This is a genomic window from Pseudomonas sp. NPDC047961, assembly GCF_050272435.1.
In the GTDB taxonomy this organism is placed as follows: domain Bacteria; phylum Pseudomonadota; class Gammaproteobacteria; order Pseudomonadales; family Pseudomonadaceae; genus Stutzerimonas.
The window spans coordinates 626,094-650,233 of record NZ_JBNNMD010000001.1; the positions used below are offsets into that span (position 1 = coordinate 626,094).

22 protein-coding genes are annotated in these 24,140 nt (G+C 57.9%); 4 read left to right on the plus strand and 18 right to left on the minus strand.

Annotation, left to right across the window (positions count from 1 at the left end; translation table 11 throughout):
- Window positions 1–30: 30 nt before the first annotated feature.
- The 4 genes from ACQKIK_RS02935 to ACQKIK_RS02950 form a co-directional block, all read right to left on the minus strand.
- Entirely contained in the window at window positions 31–843 is an 813-nt protein-coding gene (locus tag ACQKIK_RS02935; protein ID WP_499134682.1) for a DUF3618 domain-containing protein, read from the minus strand.
- Window positions 840–1,292 (minus strand): phage holin family protein, encoded by a 453-nt coding sequence (locus ACQKIK_RS02940; protein ID WP_046162077.1) that lies wholly within the window; start codon window positions 1,290–1,292, stop codon window positions 840–842. Before ACQKIK_RS02940 ends, ACQKIK_RS02935 begins: the two co-directional genes overlap by 4 nt.
- On the minus strand, window positions 1,289–2,197 hold the full coding sequence (locus ACQKIK_RS02945) for a hypothetical protein (protein ID WP_499134684.1): 909 nt from the start codon (window positions 2,195–2,197) through the stop codon (window positions 1,289–1,291). The genes ACQKIK_RS02940 and ACQKIK_RS02945 overlap by 4 nt, the downstream gene beginning before the upstream one ends.
- Window positions 2,198–2,646: 449 nt before the next feature.
- Complete coding sequence (locus ACQKIK_RS02950) at window positions 2,647–4,449, minus strand: glycoside hydrolase family 5 protein (protein ID WP_499134686.1); 1,803 nt, start codon at window positions 4,447–4,449, stop codon at window positions 2,647–2,649.
- A gap of 518 nt (window positions 4,450–4,967) precedes the next feature.
- On the opposite strand from ACQKIK_RS02950, the gene ACQKIK_RS02955 reads away from it, so the two are divergent.
- The 3 genes from ACQKIK_RS02955 (at window position 4,968) to ACQKIK_RS02965 (ending at window position 7,341) form a co-directional block, all read left to right on the plus strand.
- Window positions 4,968–5,183 (plus strand): hypervirulence associated TUDOR domain-containing protein, encoded by a 216-nt coding sequence (locus ACQKIK_RS02955; protein WP_045429108.1) that lies wholly within the window; start codon window positions 4,968–4,970, stop codon window positions 5,181–5,183.
- Window positions 5,180–5,749, plus strand: a complete 570-nt coding sequence (locus ACQKIK_RS02960; protein ID WP_499134688.1) for a DUF488 domain-containing protein — start codon at window positions 5,180–5,182, stop codon at window positions 5,747–5,749. Before ACQKIK_RS02955 ends, ACQKIK_RS02960 begins: the two co-directional genes overlap by 4 nt.
- 287 nt (window positions 5,750–6,036) lie before the next feature.
- Entirely contained in the window at window positions 6,037–7,341 is a 1,305-nt protein-coding gene (locus tag ACQKIK_RS02965) for a lipopolysaccharide biosynthesis protein (protein WP_499134690.1), read from the plus strand.
- Window positions 7,342–7,402: 61 nt separating this feature from the next.
- On the opposite strand, the gene ACQKIK_RS02970 is transcribed toward ACQKIK_RS02965, so the two are convergent.
- Window positions 7,403–8,173, minus strand: coding sequence for a WecB/TagA/CpsF family glycosyltransferase (locus ACQKIK_RS02970; protein WP_064481851.1), 771 nt, complete (start codon window positions 8,171–8,173; stop codon window positions 7,403–7,405).
- A 313-nt stretch (window positions 8,174–8,486) separates the two neighbouring features.
- Between ACQKIK_RS02970 and ACQKIK_RS02975 the strand changes: the two genes are divergently transcribed.
- On the plus strand, window positions 8,487–9,428 hold the full coding sequence (locus tag ACQKIK_RS02975) for a glycoside hydrolase family 5 protein (RefSeq protein ID WP_499134692.1): 942 nt from the start codon (window positions 8,487–8,489) through the stop codon (window positions 9,426–9,428).
- A 56-nt stretch (window positions 9,429–9,484) separates the two neighbouring features.
- On the opposite strand, the gene ACQKIK_RS02980 is transcribed toward ACQKIK_RS02975, so the two are convergent.
- The 13 genes from ACQKIK_RS02980 to rfaH form a co-directional block, all read right to left on the minus strand.
- Window positions 9,485–10,465 (minus strand): phosphoribosyltransferase family protein, encoded by a 981-nt coding sequence (locus tag ACQKIK_RS02980; RefSeq protein ID WP_101153444.1) that lies wholly within the window; start codon window positions 10,463–10,465, stop codon window positions 9,485–9,487.
- 63 nt (window positions 10,466–10,528) lie between these two features.
- Window positions 10,529–11,293, minus strand: a complete 765-nt coding sequence (locus ACQKIK_RS02985) for a glycosyltransferase (protein ID WP_127838720.1) — start codon at window positions 11,291–11,293, stop codon at window positions 10,529–10,531.
- The gene (locus ACQKIK_RS02990) at window positions 11,256–12,539 is read right to left on the minus strand and encodes a hypothetical protein (protein ID WP_045429118.1); all 1,284 of its coding nucleotides are present in this window, start codon (window positions 12,537–12,539) and stop codon (window positions 11,256–11,258) included. The genes ACQKIK_RS02985 and ACQKIK_RS02990 overlap by 38 nt, the downstream gene beginning before the upstream one ends.
- A 174-nt stretch (window positions 12,540–12,713) precedes the next feature.
- Window positions 12,714–13,682 (minus strand): GDP-L-fucose synthase, encoded by a 969-nt coding sequence (gene fcl / locus ACQKIK_RS02995; protein WP_045429120.1) that lies wholly within the window; start codon window positions 13,680–13,682, stop codon window positions 12,714–12,716.
- A gap of 2 nt (window positions 13,683–13,684) precedes the next feature.
- Window positions 13,685–14,809: a GDP-mannose 4,6-dehydratase gene (gene gmd, locus ACQKIK_RS03000; protein ID WP_499134693.1), complete on the minus strand. Its 1,125-nt coding sequence runs from the start codon at window positions 14,807–14,809 to the stop codon at window positions 13,685–13,687.
- A 1-nt stretch (window position 14,810) separates the two neighbouring features.
- Window positions 14,811–14,984, minus strand: a complete 174-nt coding sequence (locus tag ACQKIK_RS03005; protein WP_499134695.1) for a hypothetical protein — start codon at window positions 14,982–14,984, stop codon at window positions 14,811–14,813.
- Window positions 14,981–16,210, minus strand: coding sequence for a glycosyltransferase family 4 protein (locus tag ACQKIK_RS03010; protein WP_499134697.1), 1,230 nt, complete (start codon window positions 16,208–16,210; stop codon window positions 14,981–14,983). The genes ACQKIK_RS03005 and ACQKIK_RS03010 overlap by 4 nt, the downstream gene beginning before the upstream one ends.
- 1 nt (window position 16,211) lies before the next feature.
- Window positions 16,212–17,600, minus strand: a complete 1,389-nt coding sequence (locus ACQKIK_RS03015) for a lipopolysaccharide biosynthesis protein (protein WP_216706900.1) — start codon at window positions 17,598–17,600, stop codon at window positions 16,212–16,214.
- A gap of 14 nt (window positions 17,601–17,614) precedes the next feature.
- Window positions 17,615–18,961, minus strand: coding sequence for a UDP-glucose dehydrogenase family protein (locus ACQKIK_RS03020; protein WP_241530494.1), 1,347 nt, complete (start codon window positions 18,959–18,961; stop codon window positions 17,615–17,617).
- 155 nt (window positions 18,962–19,116) lie between these two features.
- Complete coding sequence (locus ACQKIK_RS03025) at window positions 19,117–21,321, minus strand: GumC family protein (protein WP_499134698.1); 2,205 nt, start codon at window positions 21,319–21,321, stop codon at window positions 19,117–19,119.
- Entirely contained in the window at window positions 21,321–21,854 is a 534-nt protein-coding gene (locus ACQKIK_RS03030; RefSeq protein WP_222911155.1) for a polysaccharide biosynthesis/export family protein, read from the minus strand. The genes ACQKIK_RS03025 and ACQKIK_RS03030 overlap by 1 nt, the downstream gene beginning before the upstream one ends.
- 42 nt (window positions 21,855–21,896) lie before the next feature.
- On the minus strand, window positions 21,897–23,054 hold the full coding sequence (locus tag ACQKIK_RS03035) for an outer membrane beta-barrel protein (protein ID WP_197445627.1): 1,158 nt from the start codon (window positions 23,052–23,054) through the stop codon (window positions 21,897–21,899).
- A 300-nt stretch (window positions 23,055–23,354) separates the two neighbouring features.
- The gene (rfaH, locus tag ACQKIK_RS03040) at window positions 23,355–23,885 is read right to left on the minus strand and encodes a transcription/translation regulatory transformer protein RfaH (RefSeq protein ID WP_241530492.1); all 531 of its coding nucleotides are present in this window, start codon (window positions 23,883–23,885) and stop codon (window positions 23,355–23,357) included.
- Window positions 23,886–24,140 lie beyond the last annotated feature (255 nt).

The window sequence follows — 24,140 nt, forward strand, 5'->3', positions numbered from 1 at the left end:
GACCTGAGTCGACTCAGCGTTTGCGCTGCGTTAGATACCGGCTGACGTGGTACCGGTAGTACCGGTCGAGCCGGAGTTCGAGCGATTGCTATCGCTGCTGTTGCTGACATCCTGCTTGACGCGATTCGCCACTCCTTCACCTTTGGCGGAAGCTTTTTGATAGCCCTCTTCCGCTTTGTGGCGAAGCTGATCGGTCATGCGATCGCTGGCCTCACCGAGCATTTCGTCTTCACGACGGGATGGTGGGACCGACGCAGCAATCAAAGCGCCCAATGCGATACCGATCGCACCAAGAGCCAAGGGCTGTTCCTGCAACAGCTGGTTGAATCCGCCACGTGCCCGGTCTGCACCACCGCGAAGCCGCGCAGATGCCTGGCGACTGGAGTCGCTTGCTCGAGTGCGCGCACTGCCCAACGACTCGGAAACGCTCTGACCCATATGGCTGGCCTTTTCTTTCATGCTGGCACCTTGCTGCTTGATGCCAGCGGTTTTGGCGGACAGCTTGTCACCCATCGACGGGCCAGTCGAACCAGTGTTGTAACCCGCTGTGGTGACGTTGGAGTGAGGCTGGCGGTTCTGCCCAGCCATCATCCAGATCAGGCCGATCGAGGTGAGCACGGTCGGCACCGGATTGGCCTTTACCGTATTGCTAAGGTTACTGAAGAACTCGCCACCGCCGCCTTTGACGTAGCCCAGTGCGGTATCGATCAACTCACCGGGAGAGAGCTTGTTTTCAAGCGCATGAACAATGTTGCCGATCTCGGTACGGGTCTGATCGATCTCACGCTCTAGCTCGTCCGGATCCTTTTGCGCTTCGGCATCAATCTGATTACGTGTGCTCATGATGTGTGCCCCTTCACAGCTTCTTTATCCTTGTTGACCGAATGAATGGTGCGCTCCGGCTTGAACGAAGAAGCCTGAAACTTCTTCTTGCCGGACGACACCATGATCAACCCGATAACCACTACAACAGCGCCGACGATCAGCGCGGCGAGCCAAGGCTCGACCACGTTGCTCAGCCCGTATACGGCCGACATCAACAGAACGATGAATCCGCCGAGAAGCACTGCACCGCCGGTAGCGACGCTGCCGGCACCCGCTTTGGTCGCGCGGATCGACTCGGTCATTTCAGCCTTCGCCAGCGCCAGCTCCTTGGTGATCAAGGACGGCACTTCGTGCGTTAGCTGACGAAGCAGGCCACCTACAGAGGTGTCGCTTTCGGCGCGATGGCCAGGCTCCACAGTCGTATTGGCTGTGGAGGTCGTGGTCGTTGTCTTACGTGCTTCGCTCATGGGAAAAGTCCTCCGTCGGTACCCTTGCCGTCGCGGCTGGTAGTGGAACCAGTGCTGCTGGAGCCAGCGTTTGAACCAACACCCAAGCCATTGCTGGTATTGGCGCCAGTATGGGTGCCCGTCCCAGTGGAGCCTGTGCCAAGGCCTGTTCCGACGCCGGTAGCTGAGCCGGTTCCTACAGAAGATCCAGTGGTCCGCCTGGAAGTGCTGGTTGCAGACGAAACACCTGCATTGCTAACACTACCGATAGAGCCGGGCTCGCCTGTGCTGAGACGATCGTTTAGCTCATCTTGGTCGGAACTGTGATGGCTGCTGGAGCCACCGACTGCATGGCTGCTCTGATGGCCATAATCTTCTTGCGAAGCGCGCTTGCTCGAAGCGCGGGCAAAACGGGTAAGGCCGAAGCCCAAAGCCACACTCCCGGTGAGGAACAGAGCGGGGTTGTTTCGTGCAAGACGATTCACGTCTTGGAACAGCTCGTCCACGCTCTTGCCACGCAGGCTGTCGGAGAACTGCACCATGCTTTGCGCCATGTCAGAGACGTAGTTGGACAGCCCGAGGCGGTCCTGCCCTTCTAGCTCTTGAGCAGCAGCTTTAGCACTTTGGGCGACTTTCTCAATTTCATCAGCTGCGGTTTCCCGATAGCCTTCCAACTGAGATTTGCCCTGAGTTTTCACCTGATCGGCCGCTTGACGAGCTTTCGCCTTCGCATCTTCAGCGGCATGTCCGGCTGTGCTGGAGCCTGTGGTGGAGCTTTGGCTTGTATCAGAGGTATGGCTTCCACTCGACCCCATGTTCGAGCTGGTCGAACTGTTGGCGTTAGAGCCAGTGGAGCTGGTTGTGGAATTGGGGCCGGTCTTAGGTTGGCCACCGTAACCAGTAATTTCTTCGTCGGGTGTAGTCATTTGATTCACCTTTTATATGGCTTGGCCGGAAGACCACGGTCCGTAGGGACACAGCAGGAGCGGTGAGCCGCGAACTGTGTATTTTCGGTGCGCACATATATGGTGACCGGGGGTAGATTTTTGAGTTCCATTCTTTTGGGACCATGAGAAGTGCCCTTCGCAAGCTTATGAAAACTAAACACGAAATTAACTTCGGGCACTTCACCAAGTGGCACTTCGCCAACCATTTCGCGCTATGCCGCATGGATACTGTGTTAAAGCGAAGCGGCGACTAACAAGCGAAACGACAACATATGCAATCCTTGTATGTATCGCTGATTGCCAAACTCATCTCGCGAGAGTTTGAGAGCGGAACCGCAGCCGACGAACTGCACCGTTATTCGCCCGAGAAGAATTACCCAGACAATAAAAAACGGGCCCGAAGGCCCGTTCTTTAATATCAGTCGCTGTTACAGCGGACCGATGGTGGAGCATGTCTTCTTGGCAGCGGCATGCTTTTGCAGCGGAGCCAGCTGAGGACGATGCTTACCGCTCGACACGTCCAGCGCCATGATGTTCTCACCCCAGCGAGGACCGGCAGCCCAGTAGGTGCTCGGGATGCAGTTCGCGTTCAGGTAAGCCAGCAGGTTGTCAGTTGCGACCACAGCAGATGGAGAGAAGTCCGGAATGCCGTGCTCACCAAGGAACCCGCGCAGCTTGTTCGCCTTCAGCCACTCGACCCAAGGCTTGACCCGCTCGACACCCAGCATCGGAGCGAAGGTTTCAGCACGCTTGGTGTAGGTACCCGAGTAGTCGAAGTCCAGATACTGGTGCGCTTCGTACACCAGGTTGTTCTTCGGATCACGCATCCACGGATCGTTGATCAGCGAGGTGTTGTACTTCTGCCAGTGGAAGGCGCTGGAGTAACGATCACCGGCGATCATGATCCACTTGGACGGATCGATCTTGCGGATCGCCTGTCCAGCAGCCTGAGCCGTCTGCGGCCAGAGGTTGTTACCAGTGTTGTAAGGCTCGTTCATCAGACCGTAGCCATACAGCGCAGGATGCTTGGACACCGCTACCGCAATCTTGCGCCAGGTCTCGGCGAACTGGGCGCGCGGCACTTCCGGCGAGTTAATTACCTTGCCGTAGTAGCGATAGTAGTTGTGCATATCAAGGACGACCTTGATGCCGTACTTCTGTGCGTAATCCAAGGACTGCTTGATGCGGCCCAGTTCAGCTGCGTCCAGTTCGGTACCCAGCTTGGGCTGGATACGCTCCCAGAGGAAGCCCAGGCGAATCAGCTTGAAGCCGAGCCCGGCGTGACGCTTGTAGTAGGACTCGTCCGCGTAGGTATAGCCCTTATTGTAGATACCCGGAACAGTACCTGGATCGAACACACCCGAACCGAAGTTGACACCCACAAGATTAATACCGCTGCCATCACTGACTACCGGGGCCGGAGCAGGTGCTGGAGTCGGGGCTGGTGCAGGGGTCGGCGCCGGAGCAGGCGCAACGGCCGCTGGCGGCGTAACGGTGCCGGTGCTGCCGGATACAACACTGATCGTCTTGGGATAGCCGACAGCGCTGGCGGACAGGGCGGTGCCTTTGAGCATGACAGAGAGATGTGCGCCTACGTCATAGACCGCAGCGACCGTACGCACCTGGCCATCGGCCAACTTGACCGATGAACCGACCACGAACGCGGCCTTGTTTGCACCGGTGTCCGGTATCGAGAAGCCGGCGGACTTGCGATAGATGCCATTCTGCCAATCAGTATTGGTGAAGCTGTTCATCGAAGCGGTGTAGGTGCTGCTAGGTGCGCTGGGGGCGGTTACAACCGGCGCCGGGGCGGCTGGCGCGCTAGGGGCTGCAGTCGCAACCACGGTGCTGACAGTGCGCGGTGCACCGACTTTGCCGCCATCCAGCAGGCCACCATCGACATAGATGCTGAGGTTGGCTCCAACCTTGTAGACCCGGGAAATCTTGCGCACCTGGCCGTCAGCGAACTTGATCTGAACGCCCGGCTTGAATGCCGCGATGGAAGCCGAAGTGGCCGGTACGGACAACGCGGCGGTGCGGCGCCAAACGCCGTTAAGGAAATCGTTACTGGTGAACTTGTTGATCGAAGACGTGAAAGCGGTCGAGGAAGACGTACTTGCTGTGACGGCAGCAGCCACTTCGCCTGTAAAGGTAACAGCACTGAATACTGCAGCGAGCGCGATAGAACGAACGAGTGCCTTAGGGGCGCCCATAAATACATTGGTAGACATCTAGTCTCTCCGAAACTTAATACTTCTAAAGGCCGGAGCCTTTAAAAAAGTGGCGGGAGTTGTAATTAAGTCGTACAGGCGCTTTGGGCAGATGCATCACTTGCGCAACCGGACGAACCGCGTTGCAACGACACCGGATCACCAGTAGTGGAACCCGGCAATCCGTTGCGTGGCGTCTTTATAATAGGTTTCCAAAACTATTCAAAATCTATTTGACGGATTTAGATCGCCAATCCTACGTCACAATTTTGACCGGCCATTAATCCGCTATTATTTCGTGGCTTAGTGCCACTACTGCAAATAGGGTTTAATCCGCTTTAGCCCGTTGCGCTTTCACCTACTACAGCGTCATTTTTTTGAATTTTCAAACCGATCGCTAAGTAAAGGCCTATTAATTTACCCGACAAACGGTAGGCGTAAGGAAGCCTGATTTCCGGTCGCTGATAGAGGAGGAAGCAGCGATTCCCTTCCTGAAAGAAGGCGTGGCTATGGCGAAATCAACGATGGAGAAACGACCTATGGCGCAAGAACGATTCGAAAAGGGTGACCACGTACGCTGGAACTCTGAAGCCGGGCATGTGACGGGGCGCATCGTCAAAGTGCATACCCGAGATACCGACTATAAAGGCCACACGCGACACGCCAGCCCGGAAGACCCTCAATACGAGATCGAAAGCGACAAGACCGATCACGTCGCGATGCACAAGGGCGGCGCGCTGAGCCGGATTAAATGAGCCCGGTTCAGCCCCAGCAGATCTGGACCGTCGGCCATTCCACCCGCACGACCGAGACCTTCATCGCCTTGCTGGAGCAGTACGGCATCCGGGCCATCGCCGATGTGCGGCGTTTTCCGGGCTCAAGGCGGTTACCGCAATTCATGTCGGCAAACCTCGAAGCGTCGCTCGCCGAGCACGGGATCGCCTATGAGTGGATCGAAGCGCTGGGAGGCCGGCGGCGGGCCACGCCGGGACCCAGCGCGAGTGCATGGCGCAATAGCTCTTTTCGTGGCTACGCCGAACACCTGCACACCGACGAGTTCGCCTCCGGGATACAACAGCTGTTGCGCTTGGCAGCCGAGAAACCCACCGCGATCATGTGTGCCGAAGTGCTCTGGTGGCGATGCCACCGCTCCATGGTGTCGGATGCTCTGAAGTTGCGCGGGGTCGAAGTGCTGCATATCCAGGACGAACAACGTCTGACACTGCACCCCTATACCTCGCCAGCAAGACTCAACCACGGTGAGTTGGTTTATGACGAGGGCATAGGGCAGCCGCTCAAGACATCCGGGCCAGGGCATTAGCTAGCGCCTATGCCATTGCAAGAGCAAGCAAGACGTGGCGTGCCTGAAGATGCTCCGACCGTATCTATCAGCTCCCCATGCGAAAAGACCTTCGGCGCTGATCAGAAGGCGTCGATACCGTCGGTGCGACAAAACTGCCTACCCGCCGCAGAAACTTTTTCAGGGGAGCAGCTTCTTATTGCCGGATGCACTTCAAGCATCACGCGGCATGACCCACTCTAAGAATGGTGCTCCGTAGGGACCACGCGTGCCGCCCAGGCGACTCGCCCACAGGGAAGGGAGTTCAAGTGCATAGCGTCCTTATGGGCAAACTGCTTGCAGCGCGGCAGCAACTGGGCGGAAACGCCTCCGCCAAGGTATTCAAGGGCATGGCGACTCTGGCCGTCGGCAACGGCTTGGCCCGGGTTGTTGGCCTCGGATCCATCCCGCTCCTCACTCGCATCTACAGCCCCGAGCATTTCGCTGTCCTGTCGGTCTTTACCGCGCTGCTGCTGATTCTTACCCCCATGATGACGCTGCGCTACGAGCTCGCGGTTCCGCTGCCCAGCAGGGACGGTACTGCGATGACGCTGATGGTCCTGTCTGCGGTCTTCGTTGCCGCGACAACCGTAATTGTGGGCATTCTGTTGTGGCTTGCTGGCCCCGCTTTGCTGACCTTGGTCTCGATGGAAGCGCTGACGCCGTATCGCTGGATGCTAGGGGTCGCACTGACGAGCGCGGGTCTCTATGAGGTGCTATTGATCTGGGCCGTACGCCGACGCGCCTATCCGGCCATCGCACGGACCCAGCTGCAGCAGAGCGCTGTGGGTTCGATTGCCAAGGTGGCGCTGGGACTGCTGGGTTTGAAGCCGGTCGGGCTGCTGGCTGGTCAGGTGTTGGGGGCTGGCGCGGGGACAGTCAGGCTAATACGGCTGTTCGAAGCGGATATGAAGCGCTACTGGCGCCAGGTCACCCTGTTACGAGCCTGGCGGCTAATGCGGCACTATCGAAGCTTTCCGACCTACCGCCTGCCTTCACAGTTGCTGCAGATCGTCTCCAGCCAGGCGCCTTTGCTGCTGACCGCGGCGCTCTACGACCCGCGAACGACGGGTCAACTCGGGCTGGCCATGATGACGCTGGCTCTGCCGATGAATCTGCTCGGGCATTCGACCAGCAAGGCCTATTACGCTGAAATCGCCACGATTGGACGTAAGCGCCCCGCGGAAATCCGCACGCTGACCTATTCGGTGATCAAGCGGTTGCTGGCCCTCGCGCTCGCGCCGACGCTAGTACTGCTGCTCTTCGGCGAGCGAATATTTGCGTTGGCGTTTGGCACCGAATGGGCGATGGCGGGCGAGATGGCGTCGTTATTGGCGATTTATCTGCTGTTCCAATTCATGCATGCGCCCGCTTCGCATCTGCTTTCGGTCTTCCAGGGGCAGCGGCTGCTCTTGGCATTGAACATACAACGGGCCGTGCTCACCCTCGCCTGCTTCGCCAGCGGTCACCTGCTTGAGTTGCCGATTACTTCGGTTTTGCTGGTTTACGCCATCACGCTCTCGGCGCATTACCTGTTCAGCCTGCTGATGTCGTTACGTGTGATTCCACGATAGCCGTCATCACCACCTTTCTGCCGCAACCTTCCATGGCCATACGACAGACAGCGGGGATGGCTCAGGGCTCGCGCTTGAGCGCGTTCCAGTCGCCTACACGGCGAGCACTGGAGAGTGCGTTACGCGACAGGTAATAGAAGAAGACGGGTATACCGATGGCATAACGCTTGAACAGCCGGCGCGGCTCGATGAGCATGCGGAACGCCCACTCCAACCCCAGGCGGCGAAAGACAATGGGGGCACGGGGAAAACGCTGCGCCGAAAAGTCCAGAATGGCGCCGCCGCAAATCAGCAGCGCACGGGTATCCATGGCCTTCTGCAGGTGCAGCGCAACGCGCTCCTGCTTGGGCATCCCCATGGCCAGCACGATGATTGGATAGCGACCAGGCACGTGGTGCTTCTGGTAGAACGCCAGATAATCCTCGGGCGCCTTGAAGCCATCGATGGCATGGAAATGCCTGTTTCCGAACAGATTGCGCGCACCCTCGCTGAGCCAGGGTTCACGGGTGCCCATGGCAAACAGCTCGTAGCGGTCTTTGGACTCGCCTACCAGATCCTCGATCAGCTCAGGAATGAAGTCTGACCCGTTGAGGTTGGCCTTCGGATCCCGCCCATTGAATGAGCAGGCCATCTTAATGCCAATCCCGTCGCGCAAAAGGTAGTTGACCTGCAGAAAGCTATCCAACACCGCCGGCTGACGCTGCGCAATGTTGTAGCCGTGCTGATTGAGAAAGCCAAGAATCGTCGGTGAGTCACGCTTTTTCAGTTCAGAGATGAAAGGACCTGTATCGGCTTCTTCCAATAGTTTCAGCTTCCCTATCAAAGGATCCATCCTTTTGGTGAGGGGATTTTTCATAAATAGATTCTCTGTCTGTAACCCGTGAAAAAAGTTGTTGGCGTCCGACAGCAATCTTGGTGGTCGTGCGCCGCCAGGCGGAAAGATTCGCCTGTCAAAAATGAACAATGCCTGCCGTCACCGGACAAACGAAGCAACCGCAGCCGCGGTATCGTCCCAAAGAGCAGAATGAGGTAGTGAGATGTTAAGGACACGCAGCGCTTCGGACCGGTCAAAAGGAATACTCCTCGGACTCACGCTTGCCCTCTCGAGTGCCGTTAGCTACGCAGAAAATATCGATCTGATTGGATTGAATATTGGCGGAGCCGCATTTTCCGGTAATGTCATCCCCGGAAAATATAAAACAAATTATTTCTTCCCTGCGCCCGGCTACCTTGCCCAGTGGAAAGCCAAGGGTATCGAGACCATCCGCTTCCCCATTATGTGGGAGCGCCTGCAACCAGCGTTGAATGCCGAACTTGACGAGGACTACGCGGAACTGATCGACCAGACTCTGCAACAGGCCGCTCAATACGACATGCGCGTCATCCTCGATATCCATAACTATGCCCGTTATCGCAAGCAGATAATCGGCACCGAGGCCGTGCCGATATCGGCATATGCCGATCTGCTCGAACGTGTGGCCAAGCGTTGGAAAGATGAAAAAGGCCTTTATGCCTACGACATCATGAACGAGCCACATGGCGCCGATGAATACTGGCCGGCCGCCGCTCAGGCCGGTATCGACGCCATCAGAAAACATGACCAGAAGCGGCCCCTGCTTATCGAGGGCAACTTCTGGTCCAGCAGTTATCGTTGGCCAAAATTCAATGATCCGTTGTTGCAACTGAAAGACCCCTCCGACAAGTTGATATTTTCAGCTCATCTGTACATCGATAAACACGGCAGCGGACATTACAAGGAGCCGCTGGAGAAAAACTTCGACACCATGCTAGGCGTCAAGCGAGTCAAACCCTTTATCGACTGGCTGATCGAGCACGACAAACAAGGCCATATCGGCGAGTTCGGCATTCCCGCCGATGAACCTCGCTACCTCGAAGCCATGGATAACTTGCTGGCTTATCTGCAGGAGCATTGCATCCCGATCACCTACTGGGCGGCGGGCTCTTCCTGGGGCAAATACAAACTATCCGTCGAACCCACCAAGGACGGCCTAGACCGCCCTCAGTGGGATGTACTCAGCAAATACGTCGGTCAGGGCGAATGCACTCGCATCGGACCTAACCACTGACTGTATTCACGCGGACGGCAGGTTGGTTGCGCCCAGGTACGCAATCAACCTCGCCTTCAACTCTTCGATGACGGCGCTACGGGCGACCACCTGCTCAATATCGACTTGGCCTTCCCAATCAGTTTCGCTTTGAGACTGTGAGTTTTCCGCAGCGTATTGGCCTTGAGGTTGTAGACCTGCCCAGGCACGTACATCTCATTGGTCTCAATGCAATAGACCGGCTTGCGGCTGAGCTTCATGATCTCGATGGCCTGCCTAACTTCGCTTTCGACGAACAATCGTGTCAGCGGTTGCTTGGCATACACCTCCGCCTTGAACTTGTGATGAATGTTCAAGCGCCGGCGTTCCTCGGCGGTAGGCAGATCCAGCATGTGCAGCGTTCCGTACTGCACGCCGTTGCGTTCCAGCCATTCTTCCGTTTCGGCGCGATACTTCTCCAGCCGGCTGGTCACCAAGTGCGCGACCTTGACCGAGGGAATGAACAAAGGGCGCGTGCAGCTGAGAAATTCCCGATAGTTCGGCCCGTCATCATTCTCTTCGTTGGTCGGATCGACACAGAGCACGCCGTCGATATCCAGGCACGCTTGCGCCAAGTAAGGATGGTGCATGACGTTCCACTCGAAGACCCGAGGCTGTTCGACAAGCTCGAGGTGAAAGTCGACATGGTGCCGATTATGTTTCTCGGCAAATACCGCCATGGTCACCACTTGTCCGTCATAGCTCGCACGAACCTGTTCTTCCGCGGCACGCATGGACTTGGCCGAAGAAATACTGTCGTCGACCAGCAGAATCTTTTTCGCCTCCCTTGGTTTGACCAGTTCAGCGTGCTTGTAGGTGCGGGTACTGCCCTTCTTCAGGTCGTCGTTGCGCAGGAATGAGTAGAGATCCGTCAACGGAAGATTCTGTTTCAGCGCAATGATGCTGGCGACCAACATCCCACTTCTTGGTATGCCGACAACCAGATCGACATCGTTGGGAATTTTGCCGGCACATTCTGTACTCAGCCGCGACAGATCATTCAGGCTTCGGTAATTCATCGAACTCTCTCCTGCACCCTGTTCTTTTGACAGTCCATTTTTCTTAGGTCGGTTACCTGTTGCTCAGCGCCCCAACGAGGCGCGCAATTGCTTGGAATGCGTATGCACGTAATGCAGCGCATAGAGCGCTAACGCATTAGGTTTGGAAAAATTCAGAAAGCGCTGCCTGATATCCATGTCTTCACGAATCGCCTCGAAGCGTCGTTTATGTGAAACACCGGTTGTATCGAAAATGCACAGCGGGAAAGGCAACTGAAGAACTTCAGCCTGCAGGTCCAGTCCTTGGAGAAATTCGAGCAGTAAGCAGTAATCGGCCGACAACTTGTAATCCAACCGGAACTTGAACCGCTGCAGCCGCTCGTTCTCGAAGTACATCGTTTGATGGCTAGCCGGCAAACCAAGCGGTGCGCGATCAATGGGCCGAGCGGCGGTACGCTTCAACTCGCCGCTCGCTTCTTTGCGATAAAAATCGCCGTAAATGAATTTTGGTTCGACGGTGGCTTTCGTTAATTCTTCATTGATCCGCTCAAGTACATTCGGATCAGCAAAGGAATCGCCACTGTTTAGAAACAGGGTATAGCCGGGGGTCTCAACGGCTCTTTGGCGCCCTTTTTCCATTGCATCGTAGATGCCTTTGTCCGGCTCTATTGTGATTTCTGCCTGACTGTCATCCAGGCTTCGCAGCCACTCGCCACTACCATCTTTTGACGCACCGTCAATCACGATCCAGCGAAAGTTTCGGTAAGTCTGGCTGGCCAGGCTCCGATAGGTTTCCTTCAGGCCATCAAAATTATTCCAGTTTATAGTTACGATACTGAAACTGACCATAATTCACCTGTTCTAGATTTGCATTGAGAGGAGCATCCGCCATTTGTAACTTGGCGTAATAAAGGAAGAACGCAGCCGCCATTCCATACACGTCGCCCGAGAACGTCAGCGCGTTGGACAGCGTAATATTCAGCATGCTCACCACGAACGAAAGCTGTAATGCGGCAAGAAGATTGCCCTTGTCCGAACACTGGCGCATGACCCAGATAAAGCCGCCATAGAACATCAGGACTACGACTGGCGTTAGGAAACCGTAGCGGTGATAGACGCCGAATATTCCGACATCGGCCAGATAGAAGTGCGAGTTATAGATCCTTGAGAACCCGCCATTCCATTGCAGGGACAGCGCGCCCATACCGAAATAATTGTTGGCGCTGATGGCGTCGAGAATTACCGAAACAGTCGTGTCACGCACCCCAGGTCCGGATGTCGCATCGAACAGCAAGGCATCGAAGCGTGCGAACTGCTCGTGATAAAACTCCGGAACCAGCAGATACGACACCACCAGAACCATCACACCCAGCGCACTCAGCTTCATTAACGAGTCGATACGCTTGCGGAAAATCCATACCCCGGCCAGCGCCCAGACCAGCATGGTCTGGCGTGTTTGCATGACCAACCACAGGTAAGCGACGAAATAGAGAAGAATGGCCAGCCGCCCAAGAGTGACGCGGTCCTTCATGCTGTACATCACCATGAACACGGCAACGGTCACGAACGGCGAGCCGATACGAAAGCGGTTCGGGCGCAGCAGGTCTTCATACTGCGTCCAGTCATCGACGGTGAACGAGGCAACCTGGTTCTGGGGGATGATCCCCAAGTAGTAGGCGAAGCCCAACGTCGCGCAAAACAGTGCGACGTACAGAAAGTACTTCGCCAGCTCTTCCTGGGTGGGAGATGCCTTGACCAACAAGAACAGCGTCGGGAAGAACACCAGGTACTGGAAGAAACGACGCTCTTCCAGCAAGCCATACGCCAGCGGCTGACCGAAGTTCAGGTTGGCGAGTACCGCCGAGATCACCGGTAGCAGGCAGCCCATGAAAATGATCCACAGGCTCGTCTTGGACTGATAGACCCATTTCCATGCCACGAACAGACAGGCCGTTGCCGCCACCACCAGCAGCAGGAACAGCTCTTGGAAGTACGCGATCCCGGCCCGTTTGTCATCCGTCAGGAAGAAGCAGGTCGAGTTCAGCAGTAACAGGATGAACAACAGATTCTTGTACGCCAGAACTTTCCTTAACAAGCGCTCTCTCCAGTATCCGATTGACGTGGCGAAACATAGAACCGAGCAGCCCATCCTGATGACTTGGATGAGGCGGCCCACTGCGGCGAGGAAAACGTGCGCCATGGATGGACAACAGCAGCGGAAGAAAGGTCCGCTGCCGCAAGATGCATCCCTGGCGGCTACTCTTTTCGGTCAGTGACGCGCCTGGTGCTGGTTTTCGACGAACCAGCGATAGGCGTCGCGCAGACCGTCTTCAAGGCTGATGCTCGACTGCCAGCCCAGTGCCTTGAGGCGCGAGACATCCATCAGCTTGCGCGGCGTGCCATCCGGCTTGCTGCTGTCGAACTTTAACTCACCCTGGTATTCGGTGACCCGCGCAATGGTTTCCGCCAGTTCGCGGATGCTGCAGTCCACGCCAGTACCGACGTTGATGTGCGAAAGCATCGGCTGGGTGTGGGCCTGGTAGGTTTCGTCGTCCAGTTCCATCACGTGCACGCTGGCGGCGGCCATGTCGTCGACATGGAGAAATTCACGCTGAGGCTTGCCACTGCCCCAGATCACCACTTCGTTGTCGCCACGCTGGGTCGCTTCGTGAAAGCGCTTGAGCAGCGCCGGCACCACGTGGCTGTTTTCCGGATGGAAGTTGTCGTTGGGACCGTAGAGATTGGTCGGCATGACGCTGCGATAGTCCCGCCCATACTGGCGGTTGTAGCTTTCACAGAGCTTGATGCCGGCGATTTTCGCAACCGCATAAGGCTCATTGGTCGGTTCCAGCACGCCCGTCACCAGCGCCTCTTCTTTCATCGGCTGCTCGGCATGCTTTGGATAGATGCAGGACGAGCCGAGGAACAACAGCTTGTTCACATCGTTGACGTGCGCCGCGTGGATGATGTTCGCCTCGACCATCAGGTTCTGGTAGATGAACTCGGCCGGATAGGTGTTGTTGGCGTGAATACCGCCGACCTTGGCCGAGGCCATGTACACCTGATCGATTTTGTTTTCAGCAAAGAAGGCATTGACCGCCGCCTGATCGACCAGATCCAGCTCTTCACGACCGCGCGTGATGAGGTTGGTATATCCCAGCGCTTGCAAGCGGCGGACGATCGCAGAACCCACCATGCCACGATGTCCCGCAACGAAAATACGTGCGTCACGATTCATATTCAGTTCTCCACACTCACTGGAATTTCAAAACCGTGCTCTTTGAGCAGGGCATGGCGCTGGGCGACCTTGAGGTCCTCACGAACCATTTCGGCGCACATTTCCTGCACGCTGATCTCAGGCGTCCAGCCCAGCTTGTTCTTGGCATTGCTCGGGTCGCCGAGCAGGGTTTCCACTTCCGCGGGACGGAAGTAACGCGGGTCGATACGGACAACGACGTCACCGACCTTCAGTGCCGGCGCCTTGTCCCCTTCGATACCGGCAACGATGGCGCGTTCTTCGATGCCGCTCCCTTCGAAGCGCAGCTCAACGCCCAGCTCGGCAGCCGACCACTTGATGAACTCACGCACCGAGTACTGCACGCCGGTGGCGATGACGAAGTCTTCGGCCTGATCCTGCTGCAGCATCATCCACTGCATGCGCACGTAGTCTTTGGCATGTCCCCAATCGCGTAGCGCATCGAGGTTGCCCATGTGCAGGCACGTCTCGAGCCCCTGGGCGATGTTAGCCAGGCCCCGGGTGATTTTGCGCGTCACGAAGGTCTCGCCACGGCGTGGCGACTCGTGGTTGAAGAGAATCCCGTTGCAGGCGTACATACCGTAGGCTTCGCGGTAGTTCACGGTGATCCAGTAGGCATAGAGCTTGGCCACCGCATAAGGAGAACGCGGGTAGAACGGCGTGGTTTCCTTCTGCGGAATTTCCTGGACCAGGCCATAGAGTTCGGAAGTCGAGGCCTGGTAGAAGCGTGTCTTCTTTTCCAGGCCCAGCAGGCGAATGGCTTCAAGGATGCGCAAGGCGCCCATACCATCGACATCGGCGGTGTATTCAGGCGACTCGAAGCTGACCGCGACGTGGGATTGCGCACCGAGGTTGTAGACCTCGTCCGGCTGGACTTCCTGGATGATGCGGGTCAGGTTCGACGAATCGGTCAGGTCGCCGTAGTGCAGCACGAAGTTCTGGTCTTCAACGTGACGGTTCTGATAGATGTGGTCGACCCGCTGCGTATTGAACGACGACGCACGGCGTTTGATGCCATGTACCTCGTAGTCCTTTTCCAGCAGAAACTCAGCGAGATAGGAACCGTCCTGGCCAGTAATTCCGGTGATCAGCGCGCGTTTCTTTTCCATTTCAGAGTACCTGTAGGTTCCAGATGACGAGAGGGGTATTGAGTTGATGCTGAGCAGACAGCGCAGAGGCGACCAAGCGCTCTGCCCCGCCTTGCAGCTGATTGAGTCGATAGTTGGCCGTTGACGTTAACGGGGCGTTACCGCCCTGGCCGGTACGGACGAACGGACTGTTCATGCGAGCATTTCCTGGTACAGCGCCTGGTATTGGCGGGCAATGACAGGGCTGTCGAAGGTGCTGGTGATCTTGTCCCGCGCATTGAGCACGAGCTGCTGATAGTCCGCCTCGCCGGTGACCCACTCGACTCCCTCGGCTAAACCCTGGGCTTCGAAGGGCGCGGCCTTATAGCCGTCTTGCTTGTGGGTCACGATGTCTTTGGGGCCGGTGGCGTCGAAGCACACCACGGGCGTTCCGCAGCCCATGGCTTCGGCCAAGGTTTTGCCGAACGCTTCCATCAGGCTCGGTGCGATGAACACATCCGCCGCCGAATACAGCAGGCGCAGCGAGATGCTGTCGTGCAGGTAGCCGAACGAGGTGTAGTCGAAGCCCAAGGCGTCGGCAATGGACTGGTCCAACTTGCCGAAAAAACACAGGTGGTACTTGGCTGGATCCAGGTGCGTAAGCATCTCCAGATACTTGCCGAAGCCCTTGTAGGTGTCTTTGGCGCTGGTGCAGCCGGTGAGGATGATCTTTTTCTCGGTGGTCAGACCGAGCAATTGCCGGGCAAGGGCCTTGTCCAGCGGGAAGAATTCGCTGGCATCCACATTGTTGTGGATGGTGCGCACATCGAAGTCGCGGAACAGCAGGCTCTGCCTGGCCTGTTCAGACACCCAGTCGCTGATGCCAATCATCTTCATCGATTCGGGCAGGTACTTGCGCTTGCGGTTGAGTACGAAGCGCGACAGGTCTTTGTCGGATTGGCTACCCAACTGGTCGCAACTGCCGCAGCCCGTGGTGAATTTTTCGCAGCCCATGGCGTAATGGCAGCCGCCGGTCATTGGCCACATGTCACGCATGGTCCAGACAATCGGCTTACGCAGTTTGGCGAGATGCTTCATGTCGACGAAGCCACCATTGACCCAGTGCAAATGCACTACGTCGGCCTCGCGACACTCGGCGCTGTCAGTGAAATCGGCGCCCATGACGCCTGCGCTGAACATGCCCGACTGGCGCTTGCGATAGACGCTGGCGAACGCTTGATCGGCCTGGCTTCTGGCGATGCTGATGATTTTGTCTTGTTTGCTGCGGCTGACGGATACCACAGAGGTGTCGCCGTGGGTTTCCTGACTATTGGTGTAGACGAGGGAATCCACACCCAGCGATCGCAATCCCTGATGCAGCCAGTACGCACCGCGCGCGGCGCCACCGGTCAATTCGCCAGCGACCAAATGTATTACTTTCATATCAATCGAAACTCTCTTCTGGATGCTGTGCGTTCTGCTGAGCCGCATACCACCTGCGCGACGCAATCAACACGATCACCATCAGCGACGAATAGATGACGATGCTGGCAACGGCGAAGGCCTGAACGGTGGCCAGCGCTGTGCCGATCAACAGCGCACCACCAAACAGCGAGAGCACACGCAAGCTGGTGCTGAAGATCTCGAACAGCAGGAAACGGGCTTGCAGCGACAGTGCCGGAACCGCGACCACGCAAGGGCGCGAGACGAAGATCACGTACTCGGCCAGGGCCAGCCAGCGGGCGTATTCGCCGGCCACATGCCACTGTTCACCGAATACCAGTGCAAACAGCCATGGGCCGAACACGGCCACCAGGGAAAACGGCACCAAGCCGACCAGACCCAGTGCGGCGGTCGCCTTCAGCAGCATCGCCGCGACCGGCTCGCGGTCATGGATGGCGCGGCTGATGCGTGGGTAATAGACGTCGGCTACTGATTTGCCAATCAAGTTGGTCGGCATCGTCAGCGCCTGCTTGCACAGGGCGAAGAAACCGGCAGCCGCCGGGCCAAAGTAGGCGGCGAGCACCAACGTCGGCAAATGCTGCGACACCGCATTGATCAACATCACAGGCGCACGAAACCGGGGGAAATCGCTGTGCCTGCGAGCCAGCTCGAGCATGCCAGGGCCGCCCTGCTCGACTTCATCTGCATGATTGTCCGCATGAGGCTTGGCCCGCAGCATCGCCAGCCCCAACATCGCTGCGTGCAGCGCTTGTTGCAGAGCAGTGGTGCAGACCAGCACCAGCGCAGACGACTGCACCAGACCGGCCACGGTCCGCATCGAATTGAACAGCAACGAGTGCCCCACCGCCACGCTCGCCGTGATACGGAACCGTTGGGTGCGGAACAGCCACTGCTGACAGATCTCGAGCGCCGCGCCACAGAACATCACGAACGGGATGAGCATCAGGTACGGCTGGATGATCTCGATCTCGAGTGTTCGAGCAAGCTGATCGCCAAAGAACTGCAATGCCAGCGCAACCACCGTCGCCAGCGACAAGGCTATCGCCAGCGCCAATCGCACCAGCCCCCGCGCATCGCCATCGCGCTTGGGCAGCACGATCGCGATGGGGTAGGTAAGCGCAGCGACCGGGATCAACATCATCGTGACGCTGAGAAAGGTGCCGAGTACCCCGTACGCTTCCGGACCGTAAATGCGAGTGATCACCGGCATGAAGGCCAGGGTGATCGCCTGCGCACCGGCGGTGCCGGTCACCACGGTCAGGATATTGCGCAGCAGCTTGCTGCGCATGCTCGTGTGCAGCAGTGCGGCCAGACGTTCTCTCACCGGAGACGAACCGCGCCGCATGCTGGACTGATCGATGGCGCTCACTCGCAGCTCCTCGCTCAGGCGTGAACCGGCTGACGGCCAATGCCGTAATAGCTGAAGCCTTCACGCTTGACCTGCTCGCGGTCGTACTGGTTACGCCCGTCGATGATCAGCGGCGTCTTCAACAGCTTCTTGAGCGCACGGAAATCGGGACGGCGGAACGGCTTCCATTCGGTGACCAGGCACAGCGCGTCAGCATCGATGGCCGCTTCGTATTGGCCTTCGACGATCTGCAAAAGGCCGTCGGTGAACCAGCTCTCGGGGAATTCGCGACGGGCCGTTTCGCGGGCGACCGGGTCGAACGCGCGGACCTTGGCGCCGGCATTGATCAGGCTGTTGATCAACACCACGCTGGGGGCTTCGCGCATGTCGTCCGTGCCGGGCTTGAAGGCCAGGCCCCAGACCGCAAAGGTACGGCCGCTCAGATCACCATTGAAGTGAGCTGAAATCTTGTTGAACAGCGAGTGCTTCTGCTGATCGTTGCGGGCCTCGACGGCCTGCAGCAGCTTGGGTTCGAAGTCGTTCTGGTGCGCGATGTTGATCAGCGCCTTGACGTCCTTCGGGAAGCAGGAGCCGCCATACCCACAACCCGCGTAGATGAAGTGATAGCCGATCCGCTCATCCGAGCCGATGCCCAGACGAACGTTTTCGACGTCTACATCGAGCCGCTCGCACAGGCTGGCGATCTCGTTCATAAAGGAAATCTTGGTCGCCAGCATGGCGTTGGCTGCGTACTTGGTCATTTCCGCGTCGCGGATGCCCATGAACATGGTGCGCGGACGGTTACGGATAAAGGGCGCGTACAGCGCACTCATGACCTGACGGGCATGCTCGTTGTCCGCACCAATGACGATACGGTCCGGGTGCATGAAGTCGTTGACCGCCGCACCTTCCTTCAGAAATTCAGGGTTAGATACCACCGAAAATTCGATGTCGGCACCGCGCGCCTCAAGCCGCTCGGCTACCGCAGCGCGAACCAGATCCGCAGTACCGACCGGCACCGTAGACTTGTTCACGACGATGGCCGGCCCGGTCAGGGTGTCACCAATCTGGCGAGCCACTTCCAGCACGTAGCGAAGATCTGCCGAACCGTCTTCGCCGGGCGGGGTTCCGACCGCGATGAAGAAGACTTCAGACTGCTCGGCGGCCTCGGCCAGCGAAGTGGTGAACAGCAGGCGCCCGGACGCATGGTTCTCCGTGACGATTTCTTCAAGGCCCGGCTCGTAGATCGGCAGAATGCCCTGCTTGAGGTTCTCGATCTTGGACTTGTCTACGTCGACGCAGTAGACCGTGTTGCCCATTTCCGCGATACAGGCACCGGTAACCAGCCCAACGTAGCCGCTTCCAACGACGGTGATGTTCATAGCAGGATCCTCGATTCAGACATTGATACAGGCGTGCCTCGGCGCGACCCTTGCGGTGGCCGTGGCTCAAATTCGTTTGCTGGGCAGATTCAAAAACCGAATCAGGCACGCCGCGAAGGCGGACCTGATTCGGAGACCTGATTGAGCGAGCCGGATCAGACCGTTTGCTGCTGCTCGCTGTATCCGTAGTGGTCGTAGTAGCCACGGAACTGACCGTTCTTCTTGGCTTTCTCGATATCAACGTGATTGAGCACGACGCCTGTGAGCGGCGCGTTGCTGTTTTGCAGCTGGCTCACGCCTTTCTGCACGTGCGGGATCAAGGTGCTGTCGGACTTGACGACGTAGATCACCGCATCAGCGAGGGTCGACAGTACAGCCGCGTCACTGACGGCCTGGCTCGGCGGCGAGTCGATGATGATGCGGTCGTAACGACCCTTGACCACTTCCAGCAGCTTGGCGAAACGAGGCGAGGACAACAGCTCCAGCGGGTTGGACGGCACCGCACCGGCGGCGATCATGTCCACGTTGCCGACCGTATGGATGCAATCTTCGAGCTTGGCGTTGCCACCGATCAGGTTGACCAGGCCAGGCGTGCCCGGCTTGAAATCGAACGCCTTGTCGAGGGTTGCGCGGCGCAGATCGGCGTCGATCAGCAGGACACGATGCAACTGCCCCATGGCAAACGCGAGGTTGGCAGAGACCGAACTCTTACCTTCCCCCGGTGCGGTCGAGGTGATGACCAGGACCTGACGAGGCTGGCTGGCCTCGGTCAACAGCAGGTTAGTACGGATGGTCCGTACCGCTTCGCAGAAACGCTTGTCGCCGCTGCGCTCGAACAGATGACCGACTTCTTTACGCAGCTTGCGCGGCACCTGCGGAACGATGCCCATCACTGGCAGACCCAGCTTGGTCTCGACTTCTTCGGAGCTCTTGAAGGTGTTGTCGAGAATCTCGCGAATGATCGCCTGGGCAATGCCGAGCACCAGCGCCAGGAACAACGCCACCACCAGAATCAGCTTCTTGTTCGGTGCGCTGGGTTCGGTTGGCGGGATGGCCGCATCCACGACTCGCGCGTTGGTGGAACTTAGATCCGAGGTCGCGGTGGTTTCTTGCAGACGGGTCATGAAGGTGTCGTACAGGGCACGGTCACTTTCAACTTCACGTTGCAGGTCACGCACCTTGAACTCTTTGCGCGAGATGTCCTGAATGCGGCCCTTGTTCTCGTCGAAAGAAGCCCGCAGCGAGTTCTCGTTGGCCACGGCCAGCTGATAGTTACGCTCGATGCTCGCGACCACCTGCTCGACCTGCTGCCGGAGGCTCGCGGTCGCCGCATTCAGATCGGAACGCGCCGAAACCATTGCCGGATGGCGATCGCCATAGCGACGCGACAGATCTTCGACCCGCGAACGCGCCTGGGCCTGGTTTGCCTTGAACTGCTGAATCAGCGGATGGCCAAGCACGGCCGGTACGCTGGCGAGACGCTCCCAGCCCTGGCTGCGCATGGATTCAACCTGGCGGTATTGGCTTTCGGCCTCGGCACGCTGACGGCGTGCGTCGATCATGCGGTCGCCCGTCAGGGACAGCTCGTTGGCGCTGATGGTGCCCACGCCGTCCATGTCGACCAGACCTTCGGCATCCAGGTAGGCCTGGAGGCGATCTTCCGAATCCTGGAGATCCTGGCGCAAGGAAACCAGGCGCTCATTCATCCAGCTGGCGGCGGTCATCGACATGTCGACCTTCGCTTCCAGCTGCGCTTCGATATAAGACTGGGCCAGTTGGTTGGTAGCCTGGGCCGCGGTCATGCGATCCGCCATGGAAATCGACAGATACACCAGCTGGCTCTTGCCTTCGACCCACACCGCGGTACGGTCCATGAACGACTGAGTGGCAAAGTCGAGGATCTCGGCTTCGGTATACGGCTCTGGCTCATCGCCCGTCAACGCGTCGATCATGCCGCCGATATCAACCAGCGGGCCCGGCTGCTGACGCAGGTCGAACTCGGGGTGCTCGGTGAGGTTCAGGTCGCGTACCACGCGCTCGGCAACGCCGCGGCTCTGCATCAGGCTGAGCTGGGTCTGCAGGTATTCGCTGAGCTCAACCGGCGTATCCGCCGCTGGCTGGAATGACAGCACTGGCGTGCCTTTGGTCTCGATGAGGACCGACGCGACAGCCTTGTAGATCGGCGTCATGCGCGACAGCAGGAATACCGTCAACAGCGCGACGACGCCCACCAGCAAGGCGATGCCCCACTTGCGCGACCAGATCGCGTGCCAGATTTTTTTCAGGTCGATGAAGTCGCTATCGGTTGCGGGCCCCGCTGGGCGCTGCCATGGTCGATCCGGGCGAACTGGGCTGTTCATCAGAAGAATCCTTCGTCGATGTTGATCGTGTCGCCAGGGCGAACCAGGGTATCCATAGTGGCTTTCTCTTCAGCTCGGCTGCCTTCGGAACCGCGCACAATCGTCATGCGCTTGGTCGAGGCACGCTCGGTAAGGCCGCCAGCCAGGGCGATCGCCCGATCCAGGGTGAGCCCGGGCTGGTAGGGGTAACCGCCGGGAAGCTTGACTTCACCGGCAATGTAAAACTCGCGGTAATTAACCACCGATACCGAAACACGCGGATCGACCAGATAGCCGTCCTTCAGTTTTTCAACCAGCACACTTCGTACCTGGTTAGCAGTTTTGCCGTTGGCATCGACCTCACCCAGAAAGGGGAATGTGAACGTGCCGGCATCGGTCAGGCGTATCTCCTCGAACGACAGATCAGGCTCACCGTGGACGCTGATGCGGATCACGTCACCCGAGCCCAGCTGGTATTGCGCAGCACTGGCGCCGGCACTTAGCGCCAGCAACAGCAGCACGGAAAAGAATTTGAAAATGTTCGGGATGCGCATGGTCGGCTCCTCCTTAGGCACTGGTTAACGTCCTACCCGGCCTCAAAGGCTCAGGTCGAAACTCAGCAAGTAAACGTTTCGGTCGTAGGTCCTCGAGCTCAGGCTGGAGTCGTTTTCCGTTCTGAGATATGACAGGGTCACGTCGGCCCAGCGGTCTGGCGACCAGGTCACGCCGGCACCGTAGCCGCTGCGCTCATCGTCTCGATTGATACCTTTGTACTCGCGATCGGAAAAGCGGTAGAGCAGCTCGGTCGATACACGCGAGGTCCACTCGTGATCCCAGGTGGCGAGCGTCGTCCAGTCATTAATGGTGCTGGCACCGTTGTCACCCTCGTCGAAGGCGCGACGGGAATTGAGCGTGAACGCCGAGTAACTACGGGGTTTATAGGTGACGCCGATTTCCCACATGGGGCTGGTGGAGTCTTCACGCTGATCGCTATCGAAGTCCTTGCGCTCGGCGCCAAGCTTGAACATGCCGGAGGTCTTCGCGCCGGCATCCCAGGTCGCACCGCCAAGCAACGCCACGTTGGTGCTGTCACGCAGCGCACTGCTTAGCTTGTAGTCGTGATCGGTATGGCGTATCTCAATGAGCGAGCGCGTCTTGGAACCCAGACGATGGAACCAGACTGAGTTGAACATCAGGCTGTTGCGTTCTTCGGACGCATTGATGTTGCCGCTGTTGTAGTAGCGGCGCTGTTCGTAATTAGTGCCGAACTCGAGCTGATTTTGTGCGCTCTGTGCACCGAAACGATAAGCGGCGCGAGCGATGGTCCGGCTGTACTTGTCGTTTTCAATAGCTTGCTCGGTGTCGGCCGTCTCCTCTACGCGGTGGTAGGCCAGCCCCCAGCTCAAACGATGGCGTGAGGTGAATTCCATGACGCTTCTTAGATTGAGATGGTGGTCGGTGTTACTGGCTTCGGAATCCGAATGAAAAATATCGCTGTTGAAGGAATACTCGAGTTCGTACTCGCTGTTGCGATTGCCCGTCCCAAGCAAGAAGGTCGGGTTGATTCCAGTTACCCAGGACGCCCGTTCGTTATCTGCCAGTCCGCGATAGTTATCGTCATAGCTCTCACGCACGACCAGCGTCGGGGTGAACTCGTAACCACCAATGCGAATATCCTGAGGATCGTTAGCGGCCCAGCTATTGGTAGCTGCAAGGCACAGTAGCGATACACCTGGAAGCGTGATGTTCCTCATATGGAATCCCTTCTCGGAGATAAATTTTTGTTCATGCCTCGACTCCGGCCGCGACGCTGGCTCTGTGAGGTGGCATAGACACGCAACAGACCGCAAATATCCCGGACAGTTGCAGAATCGATGAATGGCGCATCGCAATACCGTGAATTTGCAAGGCTCGGCGCCGGTCCTCAGGCACGCTACCGCCCCAGGGAACGCCCCCCTGTAATGGTTACCTCGCGGCGCCCATAGGCACAGCCGCAAGCAGGTTCGCCCAGCAAAACAGCTCGGCAGGCGAAGCAAAAAATGGTGTGTTTTTTATTAGAGAGGCACGGCCGCGCGCTGCTGGATCGGTTGCACGTTCTGTAGACGCACCTGGATTTGCTGTTGGCGATTGAGCACGTTCAAAAGCAACATCACGCGCTGCTCACCCTCCATCGAAACAAAGATGGCCTCCATGTCGGCGCACTCACCCACCCTGACCTGTACCCGATCCCCGGGACTCAACGCGGGTTTGGCAGCCGTTGTTGAGCAACGCGTCCTGAGGTGATGAATCGTGGCGTCCGGCACTCGGCAAGGCTGACCACAGAATGCAACCACCCGATTGACGCCGCGCGTGGAACGTAACGACAGCCAGCTGTCTTCGGCGCCCATGCGAATAAACACGTAGCCAGGGAAGAGCGGCTGTTGCTGCTCGCGCAGTTTGCCCGCGGCAAGTGTCTGCACCGTAAACACAGGCGCAAAGCATTCGAAGCCTTGGCGCACAAGGTGCTCGCAGGCCCGCGCATCCTGGCGCGGCTTGCACTGCAACAGGTACCAGGCCTTGGGCAGCGATTCGGTATGCCTATTCACGACCTCTCCGAGCGCGAACTATCAAGCGAGAGGCCGTTTCAGCCTTCGCGAAAACCCTGGTCAACCAGGCGCCCTTTCTGGACTCGAATCGTTCCAGTGGAGTTCCGCCCTGAAACAAATGGCAATACGTACCAGGATGAGCGGTCAGTCAGCGCGGAAAGGCAATACCTAGCCAACTGGCTGGGCACGGCAAAATTAAAACGAGCGACGGCACGTCTGGATGCACCGCGCGGAGGGAAGAGCCCGTACCGTCGG

Coding starts and splice junctions, on each gene's coding strand:
- ACQKIK_RS02935 (WP_499134682.1), bottom strand. CDS start 843: ATGAGCACACGTAATCAGATTGATGCCGAAGCGCAAAAGGATCCGGAC.
- ACQKIK_RS02940 (WP_046162077.1), bottom strand. CDS start 1,292: ATGAGCGAAGCACGTAAGACAACGACCACGACCTCCACAGCCAATACG.
- ACQKIK_RS02945 (WP_499134684.1), bottom strand. CDS start 2,197: ATGACTACACCCGACGAAGAAATTACTGGTTACGGTGGCCAACCTAAG.
- ACQKIK_RS02950 (WP_499134686.1), bottom strand. CDS start 4,449: ATGTCTACCAATGTATTTATGGGCGCCCCTAAGGCACTCGTTCGTTCT.
- ACQKIK_RS02955 (WP_045429108.1), top strand. CDS start 4,968: ATGGCGCAAGAACGATTCGAAAAGGGTGACCACGTACGCTGGAACTCT.
- ACQKIK_RS02960 (WP_499134688.1), top strand. CDS start 5,180: ATGAGCCCGGTTCAGCCCCAGCAGATCTGGACCGTCGGCCATTCCACC.
- ACQKIK_RS02970 (WP_064481851.1), bottom strand. CDS start 8,173: ATGGATCCTTTGATAGGGAAGCTGAAACTATTGGAAGAAGCCGATACA.
- ACQKIK_RS02980 (WP_101153444.1), bottom strand. CDS start 10,465: ATGAATTACCGAAGCCTGAATGATCTGTCGCGGCTGAGTACAGAATGT.
- ACQKIK_RS02985 (WP_127838720.1), bottom strand. CDS start 11,293: ATGGTCAGTTTCAGTATCGTAACTATAAACTGGAATAATTTTGATGGC.
- fcl (WP_045429120.1), bottom strand. CDS start 13,682: ATGAATCGTGACGCACGTATTTTCGTTGCGGGACATCGTGGCATGGTG.
- gmd (WP_499134693.1), bottom strand. CDS start 14,809: ATGGAAAAGAAACGCGCGCTGATCACCGGAATTACTGGCCAGGACGGT.
- ACQKIK_RS03005 (WP_499134695.1), bottom strand. CDS start 14,984: ATGAACAGTCCGTTCGTCCGTACCGGCCAGGGCGGTAACGCCCCGTTA.
- ACQKIK_RS03010 (WP_499134697.1), bottom strand. CDS start 16,210: ATGAAAGTAATACATTTGGTCGCTGGCGAATTGACCGGTGGCGCCGCG.
- ACQKIK_RS03020 (WP_241530494.1), bottom strand. CDS start 18,961: ATGAACATCACCGTCGTTGGAAGCGGCTACGTTGGGCTGGTTACCGGT.
- ACQKIK_RS03025 (WP_499134698.1), bottom strand. CDS start 21,321: ATGAACAGCCCAGTTCGCCCGGATCGACCATGGCAGCGCCCAGCGGGG.
- ACQKIK_RS03030 (WP_222911155.1), bottom strand. CDS start 21,854: ATGCGCATCCCGAACATTTTCAAATTCTTTTCCGTGCTGCTGTTGCTG.
- ACQKIK_RS03035 (WP_197445627.1), bottom strand. CDS start 23,054: ATGAGGAACATCACGCTTCCAGGTGTATCGCTACTGTGCCTTGCAGCT.